At 70.8% G+C, this 19,379-nt stretch carries 15 protein-coding genes and 1 pseudogene; 3 read left to right on the top strand and 13 right to left on the bottom strand.

Annotated elements, in window-relative coordinates:
* Positions 1 to 191 precede the first annotated feature (191 nt).
* Positions 192 to 1,232 (bottom strand): zinc-dependent alcohol dehydrogenase family protein, encoded by a 1,041-nt coding sequence (locus OG912_RS00500; protein WP_327707634.1) that lies wholly within the window; start codon positions 1,230 to 1,232, stop codon positions 192 to 194.
* Positions 1,229 to 1,651: a hypothetical protein gene (locus tag OG912_RS00495; RefSeq protein WP_327707633.1), complete on the bottom strand. Its 423-nt coding sequence runs from the start codon at positions 1,649 to 1,651 to the stop codon at positions 1,229 to 1,231. The genes OG912_RS00500 and OG912_RS00495 overlap by 4 nt, the downstream gene beginning before the upstream one ends.
* A 207-nt stretch (positions 1,652 to 1,858) precedes the next feature.
* Here OG912_RS00495 and OG912_RS40010 point away from each other — a divergent pair, with 207 nt between their 5' ends.
* On the top strand, positions 1,859 to 2,197 hold the full coding sequence (locus tag OG912_RS40010; RefSeq protein WP_443060934.1) for a helix-turn-helix domain-containing protein: 339 nt from the start codon (positions 1,859 to 1,861) through the stop codon (positions 2,195 to 2,197).
* A pseudogene (locus tag OG912_RS40005) lies at positions 2,101 to 2,313 on the top strand (MmyB family transcriptional regulator); the annotation flags it as partial. The gene OG912_RS40010 and the pseudogene OG912_RS40005, both read left to right, overlap by 97 nt.
* 60 nt (positions 2,314 to 2,373) lie before the next feature.
* Here OG912_RS40005 and OG912_RS00485 read toward each other — a convergent pair.
* Both OG912_RS00485 and OG912_RS00480 read right to left on the bottom strand, forming a co-directional pair.
* Positions 2,374 to 2,619, bottom strand: a complete 246-nt coding sequence (locus tag OG912_RS00485; protein ID WP_327713650.1) for a hypothetical protein — start codon at positions 2,617 to 2,619, stop codon at positions 2,374 to 2,376.
* Positions 2,620 to 2,779: 160 nt separating this feature from the next.
* Complete coding sequence (locus tag OG912_RS00480) at positions 2,780 to 3,283, bottom strand: N-acetyltransferase (protein ID WP_327707632.1); 504 nt, start codon at positions 3,281 to 3,283, stop codon at positions 2,780 to 2,782.
* A gap of 679 nt (positions 3,284 to 3,962) precedes the next feature.
* On the opposite strand from OG912_RS00480, the gene OG912_RS00475 reads away from it, so the two are divergent.
* Positions 3,963 to 6,854, top strand: a complete 2,892-nt coding sequence (locus OG912_RS00475) for an AfsR/SARP family transcriptional regulator (RefSeq protein ID WP_327707631.1) — start codon at positions 3,963 to 3,965, stop codon at positions 6,852 to 6,854.
* Between the two features lie 262 nt (positions 6,855 to 7,116).
* Here the strand turns inward: OG912_RS00475 and OG912_RS00470 are convergent, their stop codons facing one another.
* From OG912_RS00470 to OG912_RS00430, 9 genes are all read right to left on the bottom strand, one after another.
* Complete coding sequence (locus tag OG912_RS00470) at positions 7,117 to 7,692, bottom strand: M23 family metallopeptidase (RefSeq protein WP_327707630.1); 576 nt, start codon at positions 7,690 to 7,692, stop codon at positions 7,117 to 7,119.
* Positions 7,693 to 8,402: 710 nt separating this feature from the next.
* Positions 8,403 to 9,386, bottom strand: coding sequence for a serine hydrolase domain-containing protein (locus OG912_RS00465; protein ID WP_327707629.1), 984 nt, complete (start codon positions 9,384 to 9,386; stop codon positions 8,403 to 8,405).
* A gap of 71 nt (positions 9,387 to 9,457) precedes the next feature.
* Complete coding sequence (locus OG912_RS00460; protein WP_327707628.1) at positions 9,458 to 10,381, bottom strand: DUF6895 family protein; 924 nt, start codon at positions 10,379 to 10,381, stop codon at positions 9,458 to 9,460.
* 43 nt (positions 10,382 to 10,424) lie between these two features.
* Positions 10,425 to 11,456, bottom strand: coding sequence for a DUF6895 family protein (locus OG912_RS00455; RefSeq protein WP_327707627.1), 1,032 nt, complete (start codon positions 11,454 to 11,456; stop codon positions 10,425 to 10,427).
* The gene (locus OG912_RS00450; RefSeq protein WP_327707626.1) at positions 11,453 to 12,145 is read right to left on the bottom strand and encodes a hypothetical protein; all 693 of its coding nucleotides are present in this window, start codon (positions 12,143 to 12,145) and stop codon (positions 11,453 to 11,455) included. The genes OG912_RS00455 and OG912_RS00450 overlap by 4 nt, the downstream gene beginning before the upstream one ends.
* 10 nt (positions 12,146 to 12,155) lie before the next feature.
* Positions 12,156 to 12,332 (bottom strand): hypothetical protein, encoded by a 177-nt coding sequence (locus OG912_RS00445; protein ID WP_187285003.1) that lies wholly within the window; start codon positions 12,330 to 12,332, stop codon positions 12,156 to 12,158.
* Positions 12,333 to 12,761: 429 nt separating this feature from the next.
* Positions 12,762 to 16,121, bottom strand: a complete 3,360-nt coding sequence (locus tag OG912_RS00440) for a S8 family serine peptidase (protein ID WP_327707625.1) — start codon at positions 16,119 to 16,121, stop codon at positions 12,762 to 12,764.
* Positions 16,118 to 16,258, bottom strand: a complete 141-nt coding sequence (locus OG912_RS00435) for a hypothetical protein (protein ID WP_327707624.1) — start codon at positions 16,256 to 16,258, stop codon at positions 16,118 to 16,120. The genes OG912_RS00440 and OG912_RS00435 overlap by 4 nt, the downstream gene beginning before the upstream one ends.
* 90 nt (positions 16,259 to 16,348) lie before the next feature.
* Positions 16,349 to 19,318 (bottom strand): ATP-binding protein, encoded by a 2,970-nt coding sequence (locus OG912_RS00430; RefSeq protein ID WP_327707623.1) that lies wholly within the window; start codon positions 19,316 to 19,318, stop codon positions 16,349 to 16,351.
* Between the last annotated feature and the right edge of the window lie 61 nt (positions 19,319 to 19,379).

Here is a 19,379-nt window from a genome sequence, read left to right as displayed (position 1 = left end):
ACACGGCCGAGACCGCCTACCTGACCGCCGACGCGACCAACTGCGGTAGAGCCCATGGACCCCGGTCGAAAACCCGCGCAGCGGTGGCCGCCCTGGGCGCCTTGTCCCTGCATTCCTGCTCTGCCGACGACCGAGCGTGCGCGGGTCCCCCCCCGTCCTCCTACTCACCCCCCGGCCTGCACGCTCGCCGACTATCTGATCTTGATGATCACCTTTCCGAACGGGCTGGCCGATGCGTAGTACCCGTACGCCGCCGCGGCTTGTTCGAACGAGAACGTCCGGTCGAGGACCGGTCGGAGCCGATGCGCGGTGATGACGTTGTTCATCGCGATGAACTGTGCGCGACTGCCGACGGCCAACGCGCGGACCGTAGCTGCGGCACCGAACAGCAGACGAGGGTCGATCGGTGGCCAGTTGCCGGAGAGGGACCCGACAAAGGCGATGTGTCCGTCGACGGCGACTGCTTTCAGCGACTGCTCCAGCGTTCCGGCGGTGTCGACGACGCGGTCGACACCTCGCCCGGAGGTGAGTTCACGGGCGGCGGTATGCCAGTCCGGGATGTCGCTGTAGTTGATCACCTCGTCGGCTCCGAGATCGCGAAGGCGCTGCTCCTTGTCCGCGCGGCTTGTCGTGACGATCACTCTGGCGCCCAAGAGCTTGCCGAACTGCACCGCGAACAGCGATACGCCGCCGGAGCCGGTGGCCAGTACGGTTTGACCGCGCTGGACTCCGCGGCCGTCGCCGGTCAGGGCGTTCCATGCCGTGACGGCGGCGCAGGGAAGAGTTGCCGCTTCGGCGTAGGAGAGGTGGTCGGGGAGGGGCACCAGGGCAGCCTCGGGGAGGATGGCCAGTTCGGTCAGCATTCCGTCGAGCGAGCCACCCAGTTGCGGCAGGTAGGACGGTTCCAGCGGGCCGTCCAGCCACCGCGGGAACAGTGCGGCGGTGACGCGGTCGCCTGGCCGCACCCGCCGGACATCCGGCCCGACGGCGACGACCTCACCGGCACCGTCCGAGACCGGTATGACATCCGGTTCGACAGGCAGCACGTACTGCCCTCGTAGCACCAGAAGTTCGCGAAAGCTGAGCGAGGCGGCATGGACCGCGACCGCGACCTCCCCCGCCCCGGGGGTGCGGGGTGTGTGCGTGCGCAGTGACAGGCCATCGATACCGCCGCCGGTGGTGAGGTGGTAGCTGCGCACCATCGATGGGCGCACGGCCGTCGACGCGCTCATCCCTCGATGAACTGGTAGTCGCTGACGATGCGGCCGTCCGGGCCGAGCACGAGGATCTCCAGCCCGACGCCGGCGGCCTCACCACCGCCCCGGGGGGCCATCTCCCAGTTGAACTTGACGACGTCGTGGAGCCGGTCGGAGTTGTTGCGCGACCGGAAGACGAAGGTACCCGGCGCGACGAACTCTTCGTGGGCGCGCGCCACGCGGAACTCCCCCTCGCGGTGGCCGTGCGCCTGCAGAAGGAGACGCTCGAAGCCCAGTCCTTCAGCGGTCTGCAGGATCTCTTTGGGAGGCTGCAGCACATGGACGGCGTCGGCGGACCACAGTGCGCGAATCGCGGCGCGGCGGCGCTCCCCGTCGGGTTCGTTCCACACCGCAACGTAGCGGTCGGTGAGGTCGTGGATGTCAATGTCAGCCATGGTGGATCCCCTCGGTTGCGCGTGGTTGCGGTGCGGCGACGACTCTGCTGAGCCGGGCGGCGCACGGCAATTCCCCGCAGGGAATCGAGGATCAGCAGCCGGTCGGGTGAGACAAGAGGGGTGATCAGCGAATCGAGCAGAGGCGGGCTCGCCGGAGCATTGCGCGAGTGGCGCACCCGGCGGCGCGTCAGCCAGCTGGAACCGGCTATGCGCGCCGGAACCACGCAGCGGCACCTCAGCTTCATCGAGAGCGGACGGTCAGCCCCTGGACGATCAATGATCATCCGGCTGGGCGAAGCCCTGGAAGTGCCGATCCGCGAGCGCAATGAACTGCTCCTAGCGGCGGGATGCGCACCGGTCTACCCGCAGACCCCCTGGACGACCCCCAACTCGCACCGATTCGCACCGCCCTCGAACGAATCCTTCACGGCCACCTGCCGTACCCGGCAGTGGTCGTCGACCGACACGGTGACCTCGTCTCGGCCAACAAAGCCTTCCACGCCCTCACCGCCGGTGTGGCTCCGCATCTGCTCGTACCACCGGTGAACGTTCCCCGGGTGCTGCTGCACCCGCAAGGCCTCCCATCGCGCATCGTCAACCTCGACGAGTGGGCGTGGCACATCATCGACAGCATCCAGGCCGAGAGCCTGTGCAACCCGGACGACCAACTCCAACGCCTGGCCCACGAACTCATCGACCTGGCACCACCACGTCCGCGCGCGTCAGCGCACGGCCTCGGCTTCGCCGTCCCGCTGCGCCTGCGAACACACGATCCTCCGGGTGTGCTGGAACAGCAGCGATCCACGGGTCACGGGCCTCTTCAACGGCCGGACGGCCGCCCACTCCGCGTCCGTCATGTCCGACGGATGCCAGCGCACCAGGTCCGGATGGTCGGCCGCGTTGCCGTACACGTGCGCGAGGCAATCGCTCAACACGGCGGGCGAGTTGAAGTCAATGTGCTCGGGCACGTACAACAAAGACAAATGGGCCTCCGGGAACCACTCGGAATGGGATCGCACCCCCGAGCTACCTGGAGGCCCTGCCTTCACGCGCGGAAACCGCCGTAGTCACCCGATCGAGACTCCCGTACGATCGACAGCCTTCGAGATTGGTACGGGCAACAACCAATTACGCGTCGGGATGCTCCGGCAGGGCGAGCCAGTCCGACCAGGAGATCTCGCGGCCGAGGAAGCGCGGCTGCTCGAACGGCCAGTCGTCGGCGATCCACTGCGGCACCAGCGCGTCGAGGGCCTGCTCGACCTTGCTGCCCACCAGATCGTCCACCACCCACCAGGAGATCTCGCCGTCCGCGCCGGCCCTCTCCGGTGGGTCGATGTAGACACAGCCGAGCAGAGTTGTCTCCGCTGCGTCGAACAGCCCGTAGTTGAAGGACTGGTGTGCGGCGATCTCCTTCTCGTGCCGCAACAGGTCGGCCTGGTCGGCCTCGTAGGTCATGGTGGCCGCGGGCCAGCCCCAGGCCGGGCCGAAGATGGTCCACAGCCGGTCGCGCGAACCCATCACAGCCGGATAGTCGAGCGGGGTGTCTGCCTCCCGGATCGGCCGCAGGTGATGGCCACCGTCCGGCAGCGGTACCAGGACGGGGTGGACGAAGTCATCGGGAAGCCAGCTCATGGCGCCCGACCGTAGCAGCGCGCGGCGGTCCGCTCCCCTGGATTTTGCCCGTATACCGCCAGGCCCTGCTCTCATGCCGGGCAGGGCCCGCGATCACCCGATTGAGACTCCCGTTCGACGCACACACCTCAAGACCGGAACGACAACAACCACTGAGCGGCTCACAGGACTGCTGGGACAGATGACGGGGTGCGTTCGAACTCAGCCACGCCTCTCAAAGCAGCGAGGGGGCGATTCCCGTCGGCGGCGTGGATGCTGCCAGGCGGGGGACTTCTCCTCGAAGGAGCTTGAGGTGCTCGCGCGAGGCGTCGGCCGGACAATGGGAAGGGGGCGCGTGGGGACCAGTTGGGGACCACACGCTACGCGCGGTGGTGCACGATGCATGCCTACACGCATAACTCGCGCCCGGATTAAGTCCGCTATATCCAGAAAATACCCTTGACCCTCACCTGGGGGTCACGGGGTCGCAGGTTCAAATCCTGTCGTCCCGACCATGCGGAAACGCAGGTGGGAGGTCGTTCTCTCATTCGTGAGGGGGCGGCCTTTCGTGCGTGTGTGGGTGTGGTGGTCGCCGTGTGGTCGCAGGCCCGCGCGGGGGAGTCGTCACCCGGATTTCGTCTGGAGACGCTTCGAACATCGTTACGCTGCACCGAAGTTACCGAAATCACGGAGGGCTGCGGTGGGGGAGCCGACATTCGGAGTCCTGGGGCCGCTCCAGGTGAGGGCGCACGGTGTCCCGGTACGGATCGGCGGGGCCAAGCCCCGGGCCGTACTGGCCACTCTGCTGCTCCAGCCGAACGGCTTCGTCTCACTGGACCTGCTGACGGAGGTCCTGTGGCCAGGTGGCGCACCTCGGTCCGCGGTCGCCAACGTGCGCACGTACGTACGGACGCTGCGGCTGCGGCTGCCCCCGACGGCGGTCGACGGACTGCGTACCGAGCCCTCCGGCTACTCGCTGGGCGTCGAGCCCGGGGAGGTGGACATGCTGCTCTTCGAGCAGCATCTCGCCTCGGCCCGCGCCGCCCGCGACCGCGGTGAGGACACCGCGGCACTGCGTGCCTACGAAATGGCCTTGAGGCTGTGGCGCGGCGGCATGCTCCAGGACGTGCCCTCCAGCGTGGTGTGGGACCCGGCCATCACGCGCATGGAGGGGTTGCGGTCCATCGCTGTCGACGAATGCCTCGAGTTACGGCTCCGGCTCGGGGACTACGCCCACCTGGTCTCCGGCCTGCGGTCCCGGCTGACCGAGAGCCCTCTGCGGGAGGACCTGTGGCGGATGCTCGTGCACGCGCTGCACGACGCGGGCCGCAGCGCCGAGGCGCGGTCCGCGTACGCCGAGGCCGAGCAGGTGATCGCCGCAGAGCTGGGGATGGAGCCGAGCGAACCGCTGCGGGCCATCGGCGCCGAGGTCAACGGCTACCCCGCCCGCCATCGCGTGGCAACGCCCATGCCCGTCTGTCAACTCCCGATGGACATACCCGACTTCACCGGACGCGCCGTCGAGGTCGCCGACCTGGAGGAGTTACTGTCCACCGCTGGCCGGCAGCCCGTGGTCGCGGCGGTGTCGGGCCCGCCGGGTGTCGGGAAGTCCACGCTGGCTGTGCATGTCGCCCACCGGGTGCGTGACTTGTTCCCGGACGGGCAGCTCTTCGTCGACCTGGCCGGAACGAGCGAGTGCCCCCGTGAGCCGGCGGACGTCCTGGCCGAGATGCTGCGTGGCCTGGGCGCCATCGACAGTGCGATACCCGGTGAACCGGGCGAACGCGCCGCGATGTTCCGTTCCCGCCTGGCCCAGCGGCGCTTCCTCATCGTGCTCGACGACGCCCTGGACAGCGCGCAGGTGAGCCCACTGCTTCCGGGCACCGGTGGTTCGGCGGTGCTGGTCAGCTCGCGGCGCCGGATGCCCGGCCTGCCGGCGCGTGCCTGCCCGCTCGGGCTGATGCGGCACGATGATGCCCGCGCCCTGTTCGGGGCCATCGTCGGCGCGGACCGGCTGCGCCGGGAGGTGGCCGACGCCGACCGTGTCCTCGCCGAGTGCGGATCACTTCCGCTGGCGGTACGGATCGCGGCCGCCCGGCTCGTGAACCGGCCCGGCTGGAGCGCCGGCACGCTGGCCGACTCGCTGCGCGACGAGCGCGGTCGCCTCGGGGCGGTCCGCTTCGGCGAGCTGGAGGTGCGGGCCGGCGCCGAACTCAGCTACCGCCATCTGCCCGAGCCCGCCGCCACCGCCTTCCGCACGTTCGGAGACCTGCCCGACGACGCCGTCCCGGGCTGGCTCGTCGCCGTTGCGACGGGGTGCGAAAGTGAGACGGCGGGGGGTCTGGACACCCTGCTCGACGAACACCTCGTCGAAGTCGTCGGCAGAGACCGTCTCGGCCTGAACCGTTACCGCATGCACGACCTACTGCGGTGCTACGCCCGGGAACTGGTCCTGACGGACAATCAGGAGATTCGGCTGCGGCGGCGCCTGCGGGTCATAGACGCGCTCACCGCCCTCGCCCGCTCCGCCAACGCTGCCATGCCCACCCGCTTCCTCGGTGTGCTGGGCGAGCCCGATGAGCGGGGTCTGCCGGACGGACCGGCGCACGATGTCGTCCTCATGGTGCGCGCCCGGCCCGTGGACTGGTTCGAGAGCGAGCACCGCAACCTCGTCGCCGCCGTCGACGCGGCAGTCCGGCTCGGGCGGACTGACAGGGCCGCCGACCTGGCGATCGAACTGGCGGGCTTCTTCGACATGCGCGGCTACTACGGGGAATGGCTGCGGACCCACCGGCTCGTGCTCGACGCCATGCCGCACCACGACGACGTCAGGGCTGCTTCCCTGCTGCGCAACCTCGGCCAGCTTCATCTCTACCAGGACAGGTATCCGGACGCGCTCGCCTCCTTCGACCGGGCCAGGGCGCTCTTCGCTGAGCTCGGACACCCCACGGGGGAAGCGATCGCCGCGGTGGGCTCCGGCTCGGTCCACCGGATCGTGGGTGATCTCGGCGCCGCGCTCGGGACGTTCACCGCCGCGCTCAAGGACTTCGCCGCGTACGGCGACCGGCACGGCGAGGCGGTGGCACGCAACGCGATCGCCTCCGTCTGGCTGGAGCGCAAGGACCCGGAGGCCGCGGACGGCTGGCTGCGAGGGGCCCTGGAACTGTCCCGTGCCGACGGGGACCGGCACCGCGAGGCACAGGTGCGCCGCAGGGTCGCAATGCTGCACGAACTTCGTGGCGAACCGCGGGCGGCGCGTGGCGAGCTGGAGCGAGCCCTCGGCATCTTCGACGAGTTGGCCGACCTGCACTGCGCCGCGTACGTGCAGCAGAGCATCGCGGAACTGTGCTTGCGGCAGGGCGACGCCGGTGAGGCGTCGGCGCTGTTGATCGGTGCACTCGCTGTGCAGCAGCAGCTCGGGGACCGCCGCGCCGAGGCCCGGGTGGCGGGCCTGCTGGGCGAGCTGCATAACGCGACCGGCCGCAAGCAGACCGCGCGGCACTACTTCAACCGATCCCTCGCGACCTGGCGCCGCCTGGGCCTGCCCGATGAGGCCGGACTGGTGGACGCCAAACTCCGCTCCATGCGCTGAGAGGCTGTCGGGTGACCTCCGGCCGGGCGGCCGGCACGCACGCTTCCCGTGTTGTCGTGAGGCGGCGACGTGCCGCGTCGCCTCCCTCTCCGCCCTGGAATCGCACGCACCGGACCGCGTTCGCATGCCGCTCAGAGGCCACTCGATAGCCTCTGAGCGGCACCGAGGGAAACAGGTGTGGGTGCGACCGCCGTCCGCACCCACATCTGGCACAGGGGGTCATCGGTGCCGGTCGGTCCTCCCGCCGACACCCGGCGGTGTGTCAGCATCTGTTGTTGCTGACCTGGTTGCGCCTGAGGTAGTCGCTCCACGTGACACCCTGGACGACCGCGACGACGACCGCTCCGTCGTGCTTCTGCTCGTAGTGGAGGTGCGGGGAGATGTCGTAGAGGGCCGAGGTGTTGCCGACCTCGCCGATCAGCTGGCCCACGTTCACCGTGGCGCCCGCGGTCACCGAACGAGTCCTCAGATGGGCGTACCGTGTCTGCCAGCCGCCCCCGTGACCGATGACTATCGTGTTCCCGTATCCGGCGCCCGTCGAGTAGTACGACTCGAGGACCGTGCCACCGGCACTGGCGAACACCCGGCGGCCCAGGTCGTCCGGGGTGCCGTTCGCGTCGTAGTGGTTCCAGTCGATCGAGTGCGCGGGACTGTGCCCCGACCAGTTGTTGCCGAGCCATGTCTGGTTGCACTCGAAGGGCATCTTGAAGGCGGGCCGTGCGGCAATGGCGGCTTCCGACGAGTTCGCGACCGGCGCCGCGACAGCGGTGGGAACGGTGAACACGGTGGCCGCGACCGCGCTCACGGTGATCAGCGACCGGCGGAAATTCCTGTGCATGGTTCTCCCCTTGTCGTCGTGCGTCGGGTGACACGGCGATTCAAGGAGGCGGGCATACACAGCGGATACATTCCGCCCGTCGACCCCGCACATCTGCTCCCTCGCCGGCCCAGAGGTGCGCAGGGCTGTGGCGGAATCCCTCCGCGTCACAGGCCGCGTCCCGGAGCGAGGGTGGCCGGTGGGCTCGATCCGCTTTGACGGACATTCGAGATCTGGGGTTCAGCCCCGGCAGGATGTCCACCATGGAGAGCATGGGGAGGAAGAAGCCACGCCTTCGTCGTTCGTTCACGCCGGAGTTCAAGGCCGAGATCGTCGGACTGTGCAGACGGGCGACCGCTCGGTCGGGCAGGTTGCCGGAGTCATGGCATCGGTGGTGGAGGCCAGACGTCCGGCAGGGGGTAGGCGTTGGACAGCGTGGTCAGGCCGTGCACGTCCTGGACCCCGACGGGCTGAACCCGCCAGCACCCTCACCTACGACGGTGACGACCGCGTCCTGCTGTCCGGGGACCCGTCGGGGACCACACGGTGGGCGCGATAGCGCTGGGGGTCAAGGGGGCGCAGGTTCAAATCCTGTCGTCCCGACTGGAGACAGTCGTGGATCAGGGCCGGTTTCGGAGAAATCCGAAACCGGCCCTTGGTCATTCCTGGGGTCCGGCGGAGCCGGCCTTCCTCCAGGTGCAGCAGCTTGTGCGCGGTTCGAACGCCAACGGTCAGAGCTTCTCCGTCAGCAGCTCGTGAATCGTCGCGATGAACGGGTCCGTCCGGTGAACCCGCCGGGTACACATCGCCGCCACCGCGGTACCGGTGTCCGGGCGGAATCCGAGGAACATCTGCTGTCCGAGCGTGGCTCCCGCGTGGAAGCAGACCGGCCCGCGCGCTGACGCATGGCGGAACCAGGTGAGCGTGTGCGTATGGGCGTGGCGCAGCCCGCGCCGCAGCAGAGGCTGCCGTACGTCCGAGAACGCGGCGGCCGGCGGGCGCGTGGGCGCAGCGGTTGCCGGGAGGTGCGCTTCCAGGAACGTGAGCAGGTCCGGGGGCGTCGCCCGGACCGCTCCGGCGGCGTTGAAGCCGCCGGTGTCCAGCGCGGGCAGCGGTCTTCCGTCGCGCCGGTGCCCCACGGCGTCGCCGGGCGGCGGGCTCGGTCGCAGTCGCGTGTCGTGCAGGCCGAGCGGGTCCAGCACCTCCTGCTGGAGCAGCGCCTCCCAGGGGGTTCCGGTGGCGGCGGCCAGGGTGTGACCGAGTACGGAGACCGCGAAGTTCGAGTAGTGCCAGCGGGTGCCCGGCCGGTGGCGCGGGCGGGCGCGCAGGAAGGCCCGGACGACGCGGTCGGCGGGGTAGCGGCTGTACGGCGCGGTCGACCACCGGGGCAGCGCCTGTGGGTAGAAATCGGCCGGCAGCGCGGGGAGGCCCGAGGTGTGGGTGATCAGATGGCGCAGGGTGATGGCGCGTACGGAGGGATGCACGGGCTGGCCGGGGGCCAGCAGTTCGGCCGCCGAGTCCTCGTACCGCAGCCGGCCCGCCGCGACGAGTGCGGCCAGGAGCAGCCCGGTGAAGGGCTTGGAAGCGGAACCGAGCTCGTAGCGGGGTGCGTTGCCCGGCTGCACGCCTCCGTCGAGCTGGTAGACCCGTCGGCCCCGGTGGCTGAGCGCGATCACGAGGTCGGGTGCGTCGATGGTCCGGGCGGCATCGGCCATCAGCCGGACCCTCTCGCCCTCGCCCTGGGACGGACGACCGGCGGAGGTCCGGCGGACCTCGTGCGGGGCCGTCACGCGGGGGCCGGGGCGGCGAGGTCCGACAGCGCGCGGGACAGGGCCAGTGCCGAGGCGAACGCCGCCACCAGTGTGGGGTGGTAGACGAGGTCGAAGACGGACTCCTCGTCGCCGTCCGGCATGCCGCCCATCACCGGCATCGCCCCGTCCTCCTGCTGCGCCCCGGCGAATCCCTGCCAGGCGGCCGGGTCCAGGGTCGGTTCGGGCAGGCAGGCGTCGACGACGAGCAGTTCGCCCAGCAGGTCCCAGCGGCCCAGGTCGAGCCAGTCGTCCAGCCACACCGGCAGCCAGAGGGCGAGGTAGTCCGCCACATCGGCGGGCAGCCCGGCCGGATTCGCGCCCCAGTCGGTCAGATGGAAGACGGTGTGGGTGATGTCGTACCCGATATTGCCCTCGACGGTCCATGGCTCGGGCCGCCGGGACAGCCAGGTGTGCCGGAATGCCTCGTCGACCGGGATGCTCGGCTCCAGGCCGAACCGGCGTTCCATGGCGCTGAGCCCGAGCCTGCGCACCGGGACGACCTCCAGTGCGCCCCAGCTCTTCAGCCGGTGGTTCAGGCGGACAGCCGCCTCCAGGGACGGCGCCTGGAACCCCAGTTCGCGGAACGGGACGTAGACCTCCATCGGTACGGGACACAGCGGTTCGCGTCGCTGGCCGTCGAGCAGGCGGCTCCCCGAGCCCAGCAGTTCGTGCCAGGCGTGGTCGAGGAGCTTGCGCGCCAGCGTGGCCTGCTGGGAGCCCGCGACCCCTTCCCGGAAGATGACCTTGCTGATGAGCGCCAGTTCGCCGAGCGGCTTGAACCGGTCCAGGACACCCACCTCGGGAGGCGGGTCGTCGTCCAGCCGGAAGCCGGCCCGGTGCTCGTACAGCCATCCCAGGGCCCGCGCGCCCACGTCATGGATCTGCTGGATGCCGCTCATGCGGCAGCTCCCTTCGTGCGGCTGGTGCGGAGGCGGGTGCGGCTCATACGGCAGCCGCCCCGGTGACCGCTGCGGCGGCATCCGCCCGGTGCGCGGTGAGCCGCTTGAGGGACAGTGCGGCGGCGAACGCGGTCACCAGGGTGGAGTGGTAGCAGGCGAGGAAGGGGTACGGGTCCGGCTCCGCGCCCGGCCCCGGCCTCGCATCGCCGGGTGAGGCGGCCTGCACCGTGGGGCCCGTCTCCGGTACGGCACCGCTCGGGGCCTGCGCGGTGGCGAGCGCGGGCCAGACCGCGTCCAGCAGGTCCGTGGGCGGCGGTCCCGGCAGGGCCGCGGCGACCGCGAGGAGCTCGCCGGTCAGGTCCCACTGCCGGCTCTCCAGACAGCCGTCGATCCAGGGCGGCAGCCAGGCCCGCAGATAGGCGTCCATGTCGGCGGGCATCCGCTCGGGCTCACAGCACCAGTCCGTGATGTGGAAGACGGTGTGGGTCAGCGCGTAGCCGGAAGGCCCTTCGAACATCCACGGTTCGGACAGCCCGCCCAGCCAGGTGCGCGCGAGCACGTCACCGGCATCGGCGTGCGGGGCCGTGCCGACCCGCCTCTCCGAGTTGATGAGTCCCAGCTCCCGGTTGGCCTGTTGCTCGGTGTGGGCCCAGCCCCTGGTCGCGGAGAGCGTCCCGGCCAGACGCTCGAAGCCCTCGTTGCGCAGTCCGTATCCGGCGAAGGCCGCGTAGATCTCGTACGGGTAAGCGGCGAAGGGCTCGCCGCGCAGCAGTTCCAGCAGCAGGTCGCCGGCGTGCACCTGGTCCCACGCGAACGTGATGAGGTCCCCGGCCGTCCCGTGTTCGGGAGTGTGCGGGGCGGTGCTGCGGCGGATCGTGGTGCAGAGCTGGGCCAGTTCGCCGAGGGGTTTGAGGGTGCGGTTGACCTCGGTGTGCGGCTCCAGTACGTCCGAGGGGAGCACGAACCCCGATCGGTGGGCGTCGGCCCAGCCGAGCGCCCGCCGCAGCACGCCGGGAAGGACGGACAGCGCGGCGCCCGCCGTACCACCGGGGGCGGTGGCCACCGATGCCGTCACCGCGCCCGCCCCTCGGCCATCAGACGGGCGGCCCGTACGTGCAGCGCGACCCGGGGGTCCGTGCCGCCCATGAGCTCGACGAAGTCGAGTCCGCGGTCCAGGCCCAGGCTGTCGGGCCGGCCGTCCAGCGAGGCCAGCCAGCGTCCGGCGCCCGCCGCCTGGAGCCAGTTGCGTCGCCGCACCGCGCGGACGAACCCGCGGGACAGGTCCACGACCCGGTGGGCGGCGGCCCGGTGCACGGCCGACGAGGCGGCGGGCACGGCGAGCGGGGCCAGTACGGAGAGCTGATGGGTGAAGGCCTGCCAGGGGGCCCCTTCGAGCCAGGCCGCATTCGGTTCGTCGGCGCCGGGTGCGGTGGCCGATGCCGTCCGGTGCAGGGCGGACATCATGCCCCAGTGGCTCCAGACCGCGGCGTCGGAGGCGTCGGGCCGGGGCGGGAACTCCCTCACGGCACGGTGGAGTACGGCGATGTCCCCGGGATGCGGATGGTGCCCGTGCAGCACACTGGGCAGCAGCAGATCGGCTCCGATGACGCGTACCGCGGCGATTCCCGTCCGGTTGTCCTCGTCGATTCCTGCCGCGCCGCAAACCGTGGCGAGGTGGTCCCCGCTCCGAAGAGCGAGGACCACCTCTGTTGCCAGGTCATGCACGGCACCCGCGAGGGGGGACGGAGCATGTGACTGGTCCATTTGCTACCGACTAGCCCTTCTTCGGGCGCGGGGTCGGCGGCGAGAGCAGCAGTGCGGAGCCGCCTCCGAGGAGGGCGAGATACGCGCACTCGCGGGAGTCGCGGTAGAAGCCTTCGGCCTCGCCCGGGTTGAGCGCCTCGTCGAGGTCCAGCTCGATGTCGGTGGCAGTGGATTCTGTGGTGTACATGGGTGTTGCCCCGTCCTGTGGGAAATGGGGTTGTCGTACGTTCCGAGTGGAATGCACGGAATGCGAACCCGCAAATCCGATGGGGCGGCCAGGGAATTTCCACGTTTAATTGAATGGTGAATTCACTGGAGTCGCGTTGGGGCTTTGACCTGGTGTTATGTGTAATTCGCTCACTGGACGGGGGGTGGTGCGCGGGGCGCATTCAGGTGTCAGGACGTGCACCCGGGCGATCGGCCGCCGCGCTGTTGGGGTTACGGAGCGGAACCTTTGGCGCTTACGCGGGCGAGCGCGCGGATGAGGGGAGCACCGGAAGAACCGGTGCTGCGGATCCGTGAGGGGTGGGGGCCCTCGATGCCGCGTCGGAATGCGGAACGGCCACGCGTGAGCCCGGACAACCGGGCTCACGCGTGGCACGTCCGCGAGGAGGAGTCAGCCGGCGGCCGGGTGCGCCGGCTCCGTGAAGTCGACCTCGACATCGGTGGAGCAGCGCGGGATGCCGACATCGCAGAGCCGGTACGTGTACGTCGGGCGGCCCCGGACGGCGATCCGGTCGGTGTACCGGCCGGTGTTCGGCACGGTCGCGACCACCTTGCCGTCGCGGACCACCTCGACCTTGTCCGTGGTCGCACCGTCCCAGGTCAGGGCCGCCGAGTGCACACCCCGGCGCAGGCTGCCGGAGGCCTTCATCTCGTACCGTGCACCGGTCCGGACCTTGACCACCTCACCCGGGAGGGACATCGTGCCGAAGTAGGCGTAGTCGCCGCGGGGGTCGATGACACCCGAGATCAGGGCGTCGTCGCCGGTGTCCAGGATGGTGTATCCGTCGCCCTCGAACCGCTCCAGGTCGACCTTCACCACCCGGCCCGGCAGAGACAGGGTGCCGAAGGACGCGTACCGGCCGGCCGGGTCGATCACGGCGGAGAAGAACGGTCCGCCGCCCGGTGGACTGATCGTCCCGGCGTGCTCGAAGGACGCGAGGTCGACCCGGGCCACCTTGCCGCCGCCGCTGCCCTCACCGGTGCCGAAGTAGGCGTACCTGTCGGCCGGGTCGATCACCGCCGAGCGCAGATAGGCCTGACCCTGCGGCAGGGCGATCGATCCCGTCTCCTTCATGGCAGCGAGGTCGATCTTCACCACACGCCCCTGCGGATAGGTCAGTGTCCCGAAGTAGGCGAACGCGCCCCGGGAGTCGATCACACCACTGCTGAGGAAATCCTCGCCTGCGGGGAGCGTGACCGCGTCGACGCGGGTGAAGCTTTCCAAGTCGACCTTCACCACCCGGCCCGGGTTGGTGCCGGTGCCGAAGTAGGCATACCGGCCGGTCGGGTCGATCACCGCTGAGCGCAGGTTGTCCTCGCCCGTGCCGAGCGCCAGGATCTTGTCCATGGTGAACGTCGCGAGATCGATCCGCACCACGCGCCCGGGAGTGGCCGCCACGGCGAAGTAGGCGTACTTCCCCGCCGGGTCCATGACCGCGGCCTGCATGAGCTTCTGGCCGATGCCCACCGAGAGGGTGCCGACGCGCTTGAAGGTCAGCAGATCGACCTTGGCGATGTAACCGGGCAGCGGATCCTGCGCGTTGGAGGTGCCGAAGTAGGCATACCGCCCCTCGGGATCGATGACCGCGGTGTCCATGTTGCGTTCCACGCCGCGCATACGCAGTGCGTCGGTTCGCGCGGGTATCACGGCTCCGGTACCGCTCACCGTCACCTTGCGGCGTTTGTACGTCGCGCTGTCGAGCAGGGAGATGGTGCCCTGCTGATCCCCCTTCGCCGTCGGCCGGAAGGAGATCTCGACGGTGCAGTGCTCCTTCCTGTCCAGCGTGAACGGGGCGAAGCCACAGGTGCCGGCCTCGTGGACGAACGCGCCGTCGTGGTCGGTGACCGACCACACCGTGACGGGCCGGCTGCCGTTGCTGGTCAGGGTGACGGTCACCGGGCCGCCGGTGGTGCCGATCGGCACGGTCCCGAACGACGTCCGGTCGACGGCCATGTCGAGGACCTTGCCCGGGCGGGCGGGGAGAGCGAGGTCGGCGGTCGCCGTACTCCCCTCGACGACGTCGACGGCCGCCGTCTTCGTGTCGTACGCGGGGGCCGAGGCCGACAGGGTGTAGCCACCCACCGATGCCGGCATGCTGTAGCGGCCGTCCGCGTCGGTCGTGCGCACCAGACCCACCGGATGGCCCTCGGCGTCCCGGAGGCCGACGGTGACGTCCGCGAGCGGCTTGCCGTCACCCTCGTCCGTGACCACGCCGGTGACGGAGCCGGTCGCGCCCCGGGGGGCCTTCGCCACGGCGGCGTAGGCGTCCAGGCGGCCCTGGCCGTACACGTTGTTGTTCTCGGTCGTGCCGCCGCAGGAGACGTCCGCGACATCGACGGCGGTCCCGTCGAGCAGCCGACGGGTCTCGTCGATGTCGCGCGCGACGGACGGAGCGGCGGACCACAGGAGCGCGATCGCGCCGGCCACGTGCGGTGCAGCCATCGAGGTGCCGCTCGCGACGGCGTACTTGCCGCCCGGATACGTGGAGCGGACGGCCACACCGGGCGCCGAGACGTTCGGCTTGACCATGTCGTCGTCGAACGCCGACGGGCCGCGGCTGGAGAACGAGGCGGCGTTCCCGTCCGGGTCGAAGGCGCCCACACCGTAACTCTCCGGCATGTTCGCCGGGTTGGCGTCCGTTCCGCAGGTCGGTCCCTCGTTGCCGTTGGAGAAGACCGGGAAGATGCCGGCGGCGACCCATGCCTTGACCGTCTGCTGGAACCAGGGGTCATTGCCCACGTCCGCGCTGCCCCATGAGTTGTTGATGATGTGCGGGCGCAGCTCGGGGCGCGGGTTCTTGCCGTACACATCGGTCGGAGCCAGCATGAACTGACCACTGGCCAGCAGCGACTTCTGCGTGCAGCTGCTGAACTCACAGCCCTTGGCCGAGATCCACTTGGCCTTGGGGGCGACCCCGACATGGTTGCCCGGTCCGTCGTCGCCGACCATCGTGCCGATCGTGTGGGTGCCGTGCCCCACGTTGTCGCAGGGCACGCGCTCGATCACGCCGCACACCCGGGCGGCGTCGAACCAGTTGTAATCGTGGGTGAACGTGCCGTCGCCGTTGTTGCCGCGGTACTGCTTCACCAGCGCCGGGTGGTCGAACTGCGCACCCGAGTCGATGCTGCCGACGACGATCCCTTCGCCGGCGGCACCGAATTCCTCCCACACCTTCGGGGCGCCGATCCGGTCCACGCCCCATTCCACGTCATCGACCGCCGGTTCGGCGGCGGTGGCGGATATCTTCGGCAGGGCATAGGTGCGGTCGGCGGCGACACGGTCGACCCCCGGAAGTTCCGTGATCCGCTTGAGCAGGGCCGAATCCCCAGTCACCTCAACCGTGTTGGCGAGCCAGAAGGAGGTGTACTTGTAGGCGTGCCCGCCATCGGACCGGTTCGCGTCCGCGTCCTTGAGCACGTCGATCAGTCCGGCCTGGCTGGTGCGAGCGGTCTCCAGCAGTCTGTTGCGTACCTCGCGCCCCTGACGGGCCCGGTCCTTGATTCTCGCGGCGCCGGCCAGGTCGGCCCGGTCCTTGAAGTAGACCCAGAACGTCGACGTGCCCTCGTCGGCCAGGTCCTGGGTGACCTTGCGTTCGACGGAGGGGCCGGGGCCCTGGGAGGGAGGGGGCGGTGCGGCCGTGGCCATGGCCGGGAGGCCGGCTGCCGCCAGCCCGGCGGCCAGGAGGAGCGCCCAGGCCCGCGGCACAGTGGTGCGCCGGGCGCCGGTTCTCTTGCGTGACGGGGATTTCACAGCGGTTCGAACCCTTCCTCGTACGACTCGTGGTCGCGGTCCTGGCCCTCGTGGTCATCAGTGGAGGGCATCAACGGGGTTTCCACCGAAGGCGGTTGGCCATCGGTGTCGGGGTCGACGGGGTGTGGACTGTTCATGACCGCTCAGCCTCAGGGCGCCGAGCGCGGCGTGCGAGTGTGCAGATGACCCAATCAATGGGCGGAGGGGCGGACCCGGTAGTACGTCGCTCAGTGCGCGGTTCCGTCGGAAGCGCTGTCGCTCTCCGCGGCGAGGAGCCCGGACTCCACCGCGGTCATGGCCGCGGCGGTCCGCGTCGTGACGTGCAACTTCCGCATGGCCGACTCCAGATGGCGGCCCACCGTCCGGGGCGACAGGAACAATGCCTCGGCGGCTTCACGGTTGGTCAGGCCCCGTGCCACCAGGGCCAGTACCTCGCGCTCCCGCGGTGACAGCGCGTCGCCGTATCCGCGCCGGCCGCGCCGCCAGGTGCGGACGACGTCCTCGCCCTGTTCGCGCAGGACGCGGGCGATCCGGTCACCGTCGCGGGTCGCGCCCAGCACCGTCAGCCTCGTCCGGACATCTCGCAGAACGCCGAGCCCGTCACCGCGCCGCCCGTCTGCGAGGAGGCAGCGGCCGACGCCTTCGAGTGCGAGCAGTTCGTCGTACGGGCGCGGGATGCCGGCCCAGACCGCCGCCGCCGCACGGTAGAGCTCGGCCGCCCCGGCGAAGTCCTCGTCGTGCTCGGCCAGAACCGCCCCGCAGAGGTCGACCGCACCGGCGGCCACGGGCGCGAGCGACGGCTCGACGGCCCGGGTGAATGCCGCGACGAGCGCCTCGGCGTCCGCGCGGCGGCCCGAGCGCGCCAACGCCTCGGCGTGCACCGGCGCCACGTCGGCGAACCAGAGCCACACCCCTTTGGCCGCAACGGCCTCCGCGGCGGGTGCGGTGATGTCGAGCGCCCGCTGCGCATCGCCGTCCTGGAGCGCCCGTCGGCCGAGGAACGCACACGGCAGCAGCGTCACCGGTTCGGCGATTCCGAGGGCGTCCAGCTGCCGGGCCACCGCTCGCAGCTCAGTCTCGTCGCCCGGACCCGGTGCGGTCGCCCCGCGGACCAGACCGGCGAGGAGCCGGGCCACCAGCGCGTCGTGCACCTCGGTCGTCTCCGCGTCCGCCAGTCGGCACATCGCCGGGGCGAGGCCCTCCCAGGCGCCGGTGTGCCAGTCGAGCGTGGCCTCGATGAGCCGTGACCCCTCGGCGACCCGGTGGTGCTCGGCGTCGGGGATCAGCGCGGCTGCCGCATGCAGCAGGCCTCGGGTCTCCTCGTACCGGCCCCACGGCAGCGCGGCGGCCGCCACGTTGAGCAGGCCTGTGGCGTGCACACTCATGTCGCGCGGACCCGTATGTTCGGGGCGGTGCAGCGCACCTGTCGAGGCCCACGCCGACGCGTCGCCGAGCAGCAGGAGCGTCGCCGCCCGAGCCGTGCCGACGGCGACGCGCAGGTGCGTCGATTCGGCGTGGGCCGCATGCTCCTCGGCGCGCCGCAGCCACCCGAGGTGACGGGCCGCCGGCCAGCCGGGCACGACGGGCATGGCGAGGCTGCACATGGTGATCCCGGCGAGGTCAGGGCGGTGGTGGAGGTCGGGGACGGTCGCCTCGAGCTCGGTGAACGCGGCTTGGCGTCGCCCCGCGCGCCACAGCACCCGGCCGAGCAGCAGGCGCAGTTCGCCCCCGTCGGCCTTGCCGACGCGCGGGTCGGCGATGACCCGGTGGATCTCCTCGACCGCTGTGTCGACGATGTCGCCGAGCGCGGCACCGCCGTAGAACACGGCCTCACCGAGCTTCGTGGCGAGCCGCCGGCGCCGCTCGGCGGGCTCATGAACGGCCTCGGTGTCGGAAGCGGAACCGGTGTCCATGCCGGTGTCGAGGAGTTGGAGCAGCACTCCCACCGCGTTGCGGTCGTCGCCGGACTCCAGTGCTACGTCCGCGCCGGCCTCCGCGTACCGGCACCATGCGTCCAGGTCGCCGGCCTCACGGCTGTGGTGGGCGAGGCGTTCGAGCGCGTCCGGGGACCGGCGCCTCCAGACGTCCGTCGCGCGGGCGTGCAGCAGGCGACGCCGCGAGACGGGCATCGACTCGCCGACCGCCTGGGCGTCGAGGCCGTGCCGGAAGACGAACCGCCCGGCCCCGCTCTCCTGAAGCAGACCGGCCGACAGTGCCACCGCGAGCCCCTCGCCGGCCTCGGCGCGCGAGATCCCGGCAACCTCGGCGAGCATCGCCTCGTCGGCCGGTACGCCGAGCACCGCTGCCGTCTCCAGCAGGCTGCGGCCCACGCCCGGGATCCTGGTCAGCCGTTCGAGGACCGAGTCGCGTACGGTGGCCGGCACTTCGAGGTCGCCGAGGACCCGGCGGATCCATCGACCCCCGCGGCGGACCACGTCGCGCCGGTCCGCCAGCAGCCGGACACATTCCTCCACCGCGAGCGGGACCCCGTCCGTACGCTCCCGCAGGAACGCGGCAAAGTCCGCCGAGACCTCCTCGCCGTCGAACATCGATCCGACGAGCTGACCGGTCTCCCGGACGGAGAGCGGGCCCAGGGCGATCCGCACAAGGCGCATCCCCACCGGGGAGCGCGAGGTGAGCCGCAACAGGGGTGGTGCCTCGGCGACCTCGGCCGGCCGGTAGGTGACGACCAGCGACCGGTTGCCTCCGCCGGACGCCACGAGGGTGAGGAGCAGCTCCAGGGTGGAGGTGTCCGCCCAGTGGGCGTCCTCGAGGACCAGGACGTCCACGGCGAGCCGGTCGAGCAGTTCGCCGAGTGCGCGGAACAGACGGTGCCGGGTCGCCCCCGCCGTCTCCAGTGGATCGAGCGGTGGTGGAAGCAGCCGGGCCCACTCGGGGAACAGCGGTCTCAGTGCACCGGCCATGGGACTGAGCCCGTCCGGAACCCGGTCCGGGCTCAGCCGGCGGATGCCGTCGACGACCGGCCCGAGCGGAAACGGCTCGGACAGCGCCGGCGCGGTGCACCAGAGCACGGTCCGGCCGGCGGCTTCTTCGAGGACGTGACGCACCAGACGGCTCTTGCCGATGCCGGGTTCGCCCTCCACGACGACGAGGGCCGATCCGGCTCCGACCGCACCGCCGAGGGCGGCTGCCTCCGCCTCGCGGCCCACGAACCCAGGACCGACACCGACCGTCACGCAGCTTCCCCCTCACTGCCTCGCCCCCAGCCCGACGTCCACAGCGGCGATCATGGCAGAG

It is taken from the genome of Streptomyces sp. NBC_00464 (genome assembly GCF_036013915.1).
Classification (GTDB): Bacteria; Actinomycetota; Actinomycetes; order Streptomycetales; family Streptomycetaceae; genus Streptomyces.
Note: the sequence above shows the minus strand (reverse complement) of the source record. Positions and strands in the feature narration are given on the sequence as shown.